Annotated in this window: 7 protein-coding genes; 4 read left to right on the top strand and 3 right to left on the bottom strand. The window is 61.5% G+C overall.

Translation table 11 applies throughout. The features are described from left to right. Positions 1-772 precede the first annotated feature (772 nt). The 3 genes from AC3FOF_RS44255 to AC3FOF_RS44245 all read left to right on the top strand — a co-directional run bounded on the left by AC3FOF_RS44255 (position 773) and on the right by AC3FOF_RS44245 (position 1,547). Positions 773-943 carry a hypothetical protein gene (locus AC3FOF_RS44255; protein WP_488730282.1) on the top strand — a complete coding sequence of 57 codons (171 nt, stop codon included), beginning with the start codon at positions 773-775 and terminating at the stop codon, positions 941-943. Next, a complete protein-coding gene (locus AC3FOF_RS44250) occupies positions 940-1,125 on the top strand; it encodes a hypothetical protein (RefSeq protein ID WP_488730281.1) in 186 nt (61 codons plus the stop codon). Before AC3FOF_RS44255 ends, AC3FOF_RS44250 begins: the two co-directional genes overlap by 4 nt. Positions 1,126-1,376: 251 nt before the next feature. Further along, positions 1,377-1,547 (top strand): hypothetical protein, encoded by a 171-nt coding sequence (locus AC3FOF_RS44245; protein ID WP_488730280.1) that lies wholly within the window; start codon positions 1,377-1,379, stop codon positions 1,545-1,547. Between the two features lie 643 nt (positions 1,548-2,190). Here AC3FOF_RS44245 and ggt read toward each other — a convergent pair. Both ggt and AC3FOF_RS44235 read right to left on the bottom strand, forming a co-directional pair. Then, positions 2,191-3,810: a gamma-glutamyltransferase gene (gene ggt / locus AC3FOF_RS44240; protein WP_488730279.1), complete on the bottom strand. Its 1,620-nt coding sequence runs from the start codon at positions 3,808-3,810 to the stop codon at positions 2,191-2,193. A 64-nt stretch (positions 3,811-3,874) separates the two neighbouring features. Next, entirely contained in the window at positions 3,875-4,879 is a 1,005-nt protein-coding gene (locus AC3FOF_RS44235) for a Bug family tripartite tricarboxylate transporter substrate binding protein (RefSeq protein ID WP_488730278.1), read from the bottom strand. A gap of 122 nt (positions 4,880-5,001) precedes the next feature. Between AC3FOF_RS44235 and AC3FOF_RS44230 the strand changes: the two genes are divergently transcribed. Continuing rightward, the gene (locus AC3FOF_RS44230; protein ID WP_488730277.1) at positions 5,002-5,499 is read left to right on the top strand and encodes a LysR family transcriptional regulator; all 498 of its coding nucleotides are present in this window, start codon (positions 5,002-5,004) and stop codon (positions 5,497-5,499) included. On the opposite strand, the gene AC3FOF_RS44225 is transcribed toward AC3FOF_RS44230, so the two are convergent. Further along, positions 5,491-6,308 (bottom strand): IS5 family transposase gene (locus AC3FOF_RS44225; protein ID WP_488728592.1). Its coding sequence is split into 2 segments (ribosomal slippage): positions 5,491-5,960 and positions 5,960-6,308, totalling 819 coding nucleotides; the frame shifts between segments, so codons are not numbered across the junction. The two genes, AC3FOF_RS44230 and AC3FOF_RS44225, sit on opposite strands and share 9 nt — an antisense overlap. Positions 6,309-6,396 lie beyond the last annotated feature (88 nt).

The raw sequence follows: 6,396 nt of genomic DNA, 5'->3' as shown, positions 1-6,396 counted from the left end.
ATCGTCAATATGACGGCGGTAGCGGTGGCGGAGGCCAGCGCGGTGCGTTGATGCCGCCGCCCGGGTGCGCGCAGGCAGGCATGCCCCGTGCACTTGAGGGGGCAAGTCCCCGACACCCTTGACAAGGGGAAATGTTAGCCAGAGTCAAGGGTCTCCCAGGCGACTGGGAGTATGAAGGAGGTCTGGGGCAAAGCCCTGGACTGACGAGCAGGAAGCGGATGAGGCGTCGTATCGGGGTGAGGTAGCCAGAATTGCCAAAGCCCAGTACTTGCACGGAACGGTGCGGCATATATCCGACCGGTATGAGCGTGAGGGGGGCGTCATAACCGGGGAGTTCTGCACCGCTGCCATGGAGCTACCGACATCGAGAGGCGTCGGAATGGCGGGCAGAAGTCAGCAGAGGCACATATCGTGCGCTGAGCAGTGCGTTGTTCGGGAGGATTCAAGTCTCTCTGACGCTCGGACGAGGGGCGTTATATCCAAAAGCGGGGGCAACGCCTTCCGGCGATCGATGCGCTGGGACGGTACCTTGCGGCGTGGGGCTTTGCCGCTTACCCGGCTGCGAACTGGACCGCGGGCGGCGAGGCAAGGCGTTGCTGGGGCACGCCGCCGACCAGGCCGAGCGGGTGCCGTGGGCCAAGACCGACCGTGCAGGCCGCGCTGGCCGCAACCACGCTGAACCGGCAGATCAAGCGCTTCTTCCAGGCCTGCGCGAGCGAGCTGGACCTGGTGGATACGCGCGGCGCGCCTGCGGTCCGCCAGCGCCCACTGGATGCGGCACACCCATATTTCTCCCGCGCCAGTGGCCGGGGCGCCGCTGGAGGTGGTGCAGCAGAACGCGGGCCACGCTTCGCTTGATACCACCACCTGCTACGTGACCACTGAGGATGCACGACGCATGGCAACGATGAAGCGGTTCTTCCGTGAAGAGAAGGCGCAATGACGACGAGCCAGTACGTCTCGGAGCCACCATGCTTCGGATACCTGGGGAGAGCGGATCTGATCCGAACAAAAGAGGCCGGCATCAACTCGCTGACGGAGCGCATCGTCGCCGACGTTTGGGCGGCGACCGACATGAGAAGGTCCGAGCAGCGGTTACGCGCGATAGGGCGGATATCGATCTGATCCGCACCGGCAGAAGGTAGCGCCGGACGGCGGGTGCGCGTGCCAAACGTATGCCCGCCGCCCGCCGCCCGCCGCCCGCCGCCAGCACGTACTGGTCACCCTGGTGCACAATGCAGCGAGGGCGGCCTTCAGGCTGGCGTTCCAGAACCTAGCCGATCGGCTCTAAGGAGGAAAATCACGTGGTAAGAAAGGCAATGCCCGAGCCATTGGCTGCCGGCGAGTATTTGGCCAAATGCCGGGAGACCAGCCACATGCAGGCCATGTTGAATGGCCATGAGGAAGTCTTTCCTCGGGCACGTTGCGTCAGCGACGGCCGCTGGTGCACTTTCTTCCGCGACGGCACCGCCGTGTGGGAGTGCAACGCCAGCTATGCCGCGGCGCATTTCATCATCGAACCCCTGACCAGTGAGGCGACATATTGAGCATCCCACCCCGACCGAAGACGCAGCCGATTACCCATCAGGTGCCCGGGCAGCTGGTCGAGGCCTTTCTTGAAGACGGCGGACGAGTTCTTTGCCCAGGCGCGCGGCGCTAGACGTCCAGGCAGTGCGCGGCCAAGATCCGTGCCCAGGATCGCGAAGCCGGGCTCGATGCGCTGGTCAGGCTCGCCGAGGTGGCGGAGGGCGACCGTTCTAGCCGGCATCCACGTGCCGCGCGAGGCCCAGTCGGCACTGGATTTGGGGTCCACAGCCTGACCCAGGCCAATTGGCGTTCGTGCTGGCCCAACTCGACGCGCTGCCGCCCACCTGGAGTGGGTCAGCCTGCCACGGCCAGGTACCCGGGCACGAATCGAAGGCTGGTGGCTGGAATTACTAGGTAAGGGCAACAAGCTGCGCCGGTTGCCGGTGCCGCCGGCGGTGATCGCGCGGCCATCCGGCCGACCCGGGCGCCAACCGGGTCCCGGGCGGGGGCGCCTTGCAAGGGCGACTGATTGCCCGCCCTCAAATCCCACTACCTTTCCGTTTTTCAAAATCTGATACCTATCGTCGCAATGTCTCTTGCGATCATTTGGTTGTATCTCTGTGCCGATGACCAGCGACGGCTCGTGTTGACCAAGCCTTCAGCCTACAACCCCATCCAACAACCGTCATGATTCGGATCGGCGCCGCCTTCCAGTCCTTCTGACGTGACGCGGATGCCATGGATCGATGCGAAGCCATATGTGCGCGCATCACGCAATACCTCGTAACCCATGGCCCCGAGTGCCTGTGAAACCCGATGGGGAATGCGGTTGGCGATGTCGATGACATCACTGGTAGACGAAAATCGGGGCGCGCTTACGGCCTCGGTCATGTTCATACCGAACTCCAGCACATTCAGGATGGCCTGGAGCACGCCCATGACGATCTGCGTCGCGCCTGGTGCGCCGATGACCATGACCGGCTTGCCTTCTTGGAACAGAATACTCGGACACATGGATGAAAACCGTGCCTTGCCCGGCGCAATCGACGCCGCACTACCAGGTCTTGGGTCAAACTGCGCCATGCAGCCGTTGTACATGAAGCCAAGGTGGTCTGTAATGGCGCCTGAAGGCAAACCTAATGAATGGGTCATGGATACACAATTGCCGGACCTGTCGACGACACTCACTTGGGTGGTATCCTTGGTCGGCGTGCCGGCATTGACGCGCGGCACATGTGCGACCTCACCACGCTTGATGGCATCGGCATAACGGGCGGCCTGCGCTTTATCGACCAACCGTTCGTACGGGACGTTGAAGAATGCCGGGTCGCCCAGGTATCGGTCTTTATCTGCCGATGAACGCTTCATCGTCTCGGACATCACCCGTAAGTACTCCGCCGTATTGTGGCCAATCGCCCGAAGATCGAAATTCTCGAGGACATTAAGCATCTGCAACAACATCACGCCGCCGCCCGGTGGATGATTGGTGGTCACTTCATAATCCCGATACGTGCCGCGCAATGGCTTGTGGCGCAGGACCCGGTAGTTAGCCAGGTCCGTGAGACTGATACGACCACCATGCCTGCGGATATCCTCCACCATGCGCTGCGCCAGTTCGCCAATGTAGAACACATCGGCACCTTCGCGTGCTATCAATTCGAGCGTGTCGGCATAGTCGGGGTTGACAACACGCTCATTGACTTCTTTGGGCGTGCCATCGTCGCGGCAATAGAGGGCTCTACCGCTCTTGGACCAAACGAGACGTTCTGAGTGAGGTGCGTGACCCATCTCGCCCCCCATGCTCCAGAAGTCGCGCACGTGTGGCCGCACCGTCCAGCCCCGGCGTGCCCAATCTATAGCTGGCTGTACCACTGCGGCCCAAGGCAATACGCCATACTCGCGCTGTGCTTCATGAAACGCCTTGAGCGTGCCGGGCACCGCGATGGACTCGTAGCCTAGTTCGTTCACATAGTCCTTGAGGATGAAGCCGAAGCCATCGCGCGCCTCTCCGCGCAGGTGGGATACCCACATGTCGGCCCGGGCGCTATTTGGTGCGCGCGCGTGGAAGTCCAAGTAGAGGTGAGTCTGGCGTTCCGGCAGGTAGACTGCCATGGAGCCAAAGCCCGCGATGCCGCACATGAGTGGATCGACCACGCTTTGGACCAGCCCCGTCGCCACGGCCGCGTCCACGGCGTTGCCGCCCGCCATCAAGATGTCAAGGCCTGCTTCGGCGGCTTCAGGCTGTGGCGCGCAAACCATGGCACGATACGTTTTTCTCATCATTTTTTCCCCGTGAATCGTGGTATCACCGGAGCGCTTCCCCAGTGATGGCCCTGCAACCGTTTGCTCAATCGTTGGCCAGGCCCAGATCCTTGGCCACGCGTCCCCAGCGCTGGGTGTCCTTAGCGATATAGGTATGCAGGGCTCCGGCAGGGCCGGGCATCAGATCCACCTGCAACTTGCTCAGTTGATCCACGACAACAGGATCGGCCAGAAACTGCTGTGTGATCTGGTGCAGACGCGCCACTACGGGCTCTGGCGTGCCTGTGCGCACCGCGAGGCCCAGCCAGCCGATGTCCTCGAACCCAGCAAGGCCAACCTCCTTGGCCGTGGGCACGTTAGGCAACTGCGGCACTCGGTGGGAGCCCAATATCAACAGTGGCACCACACGCCCTGCGACGGCGTTGGGCATGCCGGTACCCAGCACAGGAGCCATTATGTCAATCTGGCCGCTCATGACACCCATCAACCCTGGGGCTTCACCCTGATAGGGCACGTGGGTCAGCTTGATGCCGAGTTGCTGCGCGAGCATCTCTATGACCAAATGGGTTGAATTGCCTTTGCCAGCCGATGCGAAGTTCAGCTTGGCCGGCTGTGCCTTCGCCAAGCGGGTCAAATCCCCCCAGTTCTTGATACCTGACTGCGGGGATGCCACCAGAAGAAAGGAGTTGGTGGTGAGCATGGCCACCCCCCGGAAATCCTGGTCGGGGTTGTAAGGCAAAGTCTTATAGGTGAACTTGTTGAGTACCATTTGAGCCACGCTGGCCGCATACAACGTATAGCCGTCGGCGGGTTGGCGCGCCACATACTGCACGGCAATGGCGCCACCGGCGCCGGGCCTGTTGTCCACCACCACGGGCTGGCCGAGTTGCTTGGTGGCGAATTCAGCCCAGAGGCGGGATACCGTATCCACCCCACCGCCCGCCGCTTGAGGCAGTACCAAGGTCAGCCCTCGCGTGGGCCACGCGCCAGTCCCGTGTGCCGTAGCGGGCGCCATCAGAGCAATGGCCGAGCCAGCCAATAGAGCCGCTAGCGCCCGGATCGTATGTAACCGGAATGAGAGAATCTTCATAGTGCATCCTGTCAAAAAAGTGGTTGGGAGCGCATGGAACAACCTATACGGCTAGAAAAGTATGGTCTGTTGGTGACAGATACGCGAATGAAATATCCCGAGGAATCCATTAGTATTTACTCATGCAAACACCTAGCCACGACATCGCCTGGGCTCGACGCCTCAAGTTTCGGCATCTGGAGACTTTCCTGGTGCTCACGGAATCCGGTTCGCTAACGCAGGCGGCAGTCAGCATGCACATGACCCAGTCTGCGGTTTCGCACTGGCTGTCGGACCTGGAAGAGGCCATAGGCGTGACCCTGCTGACGCGCGGGCGCAAGCTGCAACTCACTCCTGCTGGAGAAATCCTGAAGGATCACGCGCTGCGGATCCTCGGAGATCTTCGCCGCACACAGGCCGATCTGCAGTCCGCCGCCATCGGCGCTGCCAGGCAACTGCGTGTGGGCAGCATCCACTCTGGCCTGATGACCTTGTTACCCGATGCCATACACCAATTCCGTGGCATGGCGCCCAATGTCTCAATCCGGGTCACCGACGCTCCATTCATGCAACTGCTCGATGCCCTCCAACGGCGCGATATCGACCTGGCGATCTTGCCCTTAGAACTCATTTCAAAATGAACTCTCTTCACGCTGAAGGGTGCGCCAGCAAATAAGGCAACAGGCCAGCTTGAGAAGAGCTTCGTGAATGTCTGCGCGACGCTCGAAGCGGGTGCGCAGACGACGGAATGCGTGCAACCAGGCATGAGTACGCTCGACGACCCAGCGGATCTTGCCGAGTCCACTACCGTGGGGCTGACCACGCCGGGCGATCGAAGTCGGGATGCCGGCAGCATGAAGCGGTCGACGATACTTGTCGTGGTCGTATGCGCGGTCTGCGTAGATCCGACCTGGCTTGCGCAAGGGACGGCCTCGACATCCCCGGATCGCAGGAATCGCTTCGATCAGAGGCAAAAGCTGGGTGATATCGTTACGGTTCGCGCCGGTCAGGATGACCGCAATCGGCGTGCCGTTGGCGTCGGTAGCGACGTGGTGCTTGGAACCGGGTCGCGCGCGGTCGGTGGGGTTCGGTCCTGTTTTTGGCCCGCCCCAACCGCCCGAACTGAAGAGGAGTCGATGATGACGCGCGAGAAATCGATGCGGTCCGCTGCACGCAACTTTGCCAGCAAGATCTCGTGCAGGCGATCCCATACCCCCGCGCTTTGCCAGTCGCGCAGCCGCCGCCAGCAACTGACCCCGGAGCCGCAGCCCATTTCGATGGGTAGTTCGTTCCAGCGAATGCCGCTTCTCAGCACAAACAGGATGCCGGTCAATGCGGCCCGGTCCGACACCGGCATACGACCCGGATACCGGAATCGCCGCGGCTTGGCTGGCGGCAGAAGCGGTTCGATCAATGCCCACAATTCGTCGTCGATGATCGGCTTGCCCATCCTCTCTATCCTGTTGTCACAACGGACGAGGTTAACAGCTTCGCCTTGCGGTTAACAGTACCCAGCTGGTCTTTTTGAAACAGGTTCT

Source organism: Cupriavidus sp. 96C5-1 (assembly GCF_057798855.1).
Note: the sequence above shows the minus strand (reverse complement) of the source record. Positions and strands in the feature narration are given on the sequence as shown.

Coding starts and splice junctions, on each gene's coding strand:
- AC3FOF_RS44255 (WP_488730282.1), top strand. CDS start 773: ATGCGGCACACCCATATTTCTCCCGCGCCAGTGGCCGGGGCGCCGCTG.
- AC3FOF_RS44250 (WP_488730281.1), top strand. CDS start 940: ATGACGACGAGCCAGTACGTCTCGGAGCCACCATGCTTCGGATACCTG.
- AC3FOF_RS44245 (WP_488730280.1), top strand. CDS start 1,377: ATGCAGGCCATGTTGAATGGCCATGAGGAAGTCTTTCCTCGGGCACGT.
- ggt (WP_488730279.1), bottom strand. CDS start 3,810: ATGATGAGAAAAACGTATCGTGCCATGGTTTGCGCGCCACAGCCTGAA.
- AC3FOF_RS44235 (WP_488730278.1), bottom strand. CDS start 4,879: ATGAAGATTCTCTCATTCCGGTTACATACGATCCGGGCGCTAGCGGCT.
- AC3FOF_RS44230 (WP_488730277.1), top strand. CDS start 5,002: ATGCAAACACCTAGCCACGACATCGCCTGGGCTCGACGCCTCAAGTTT.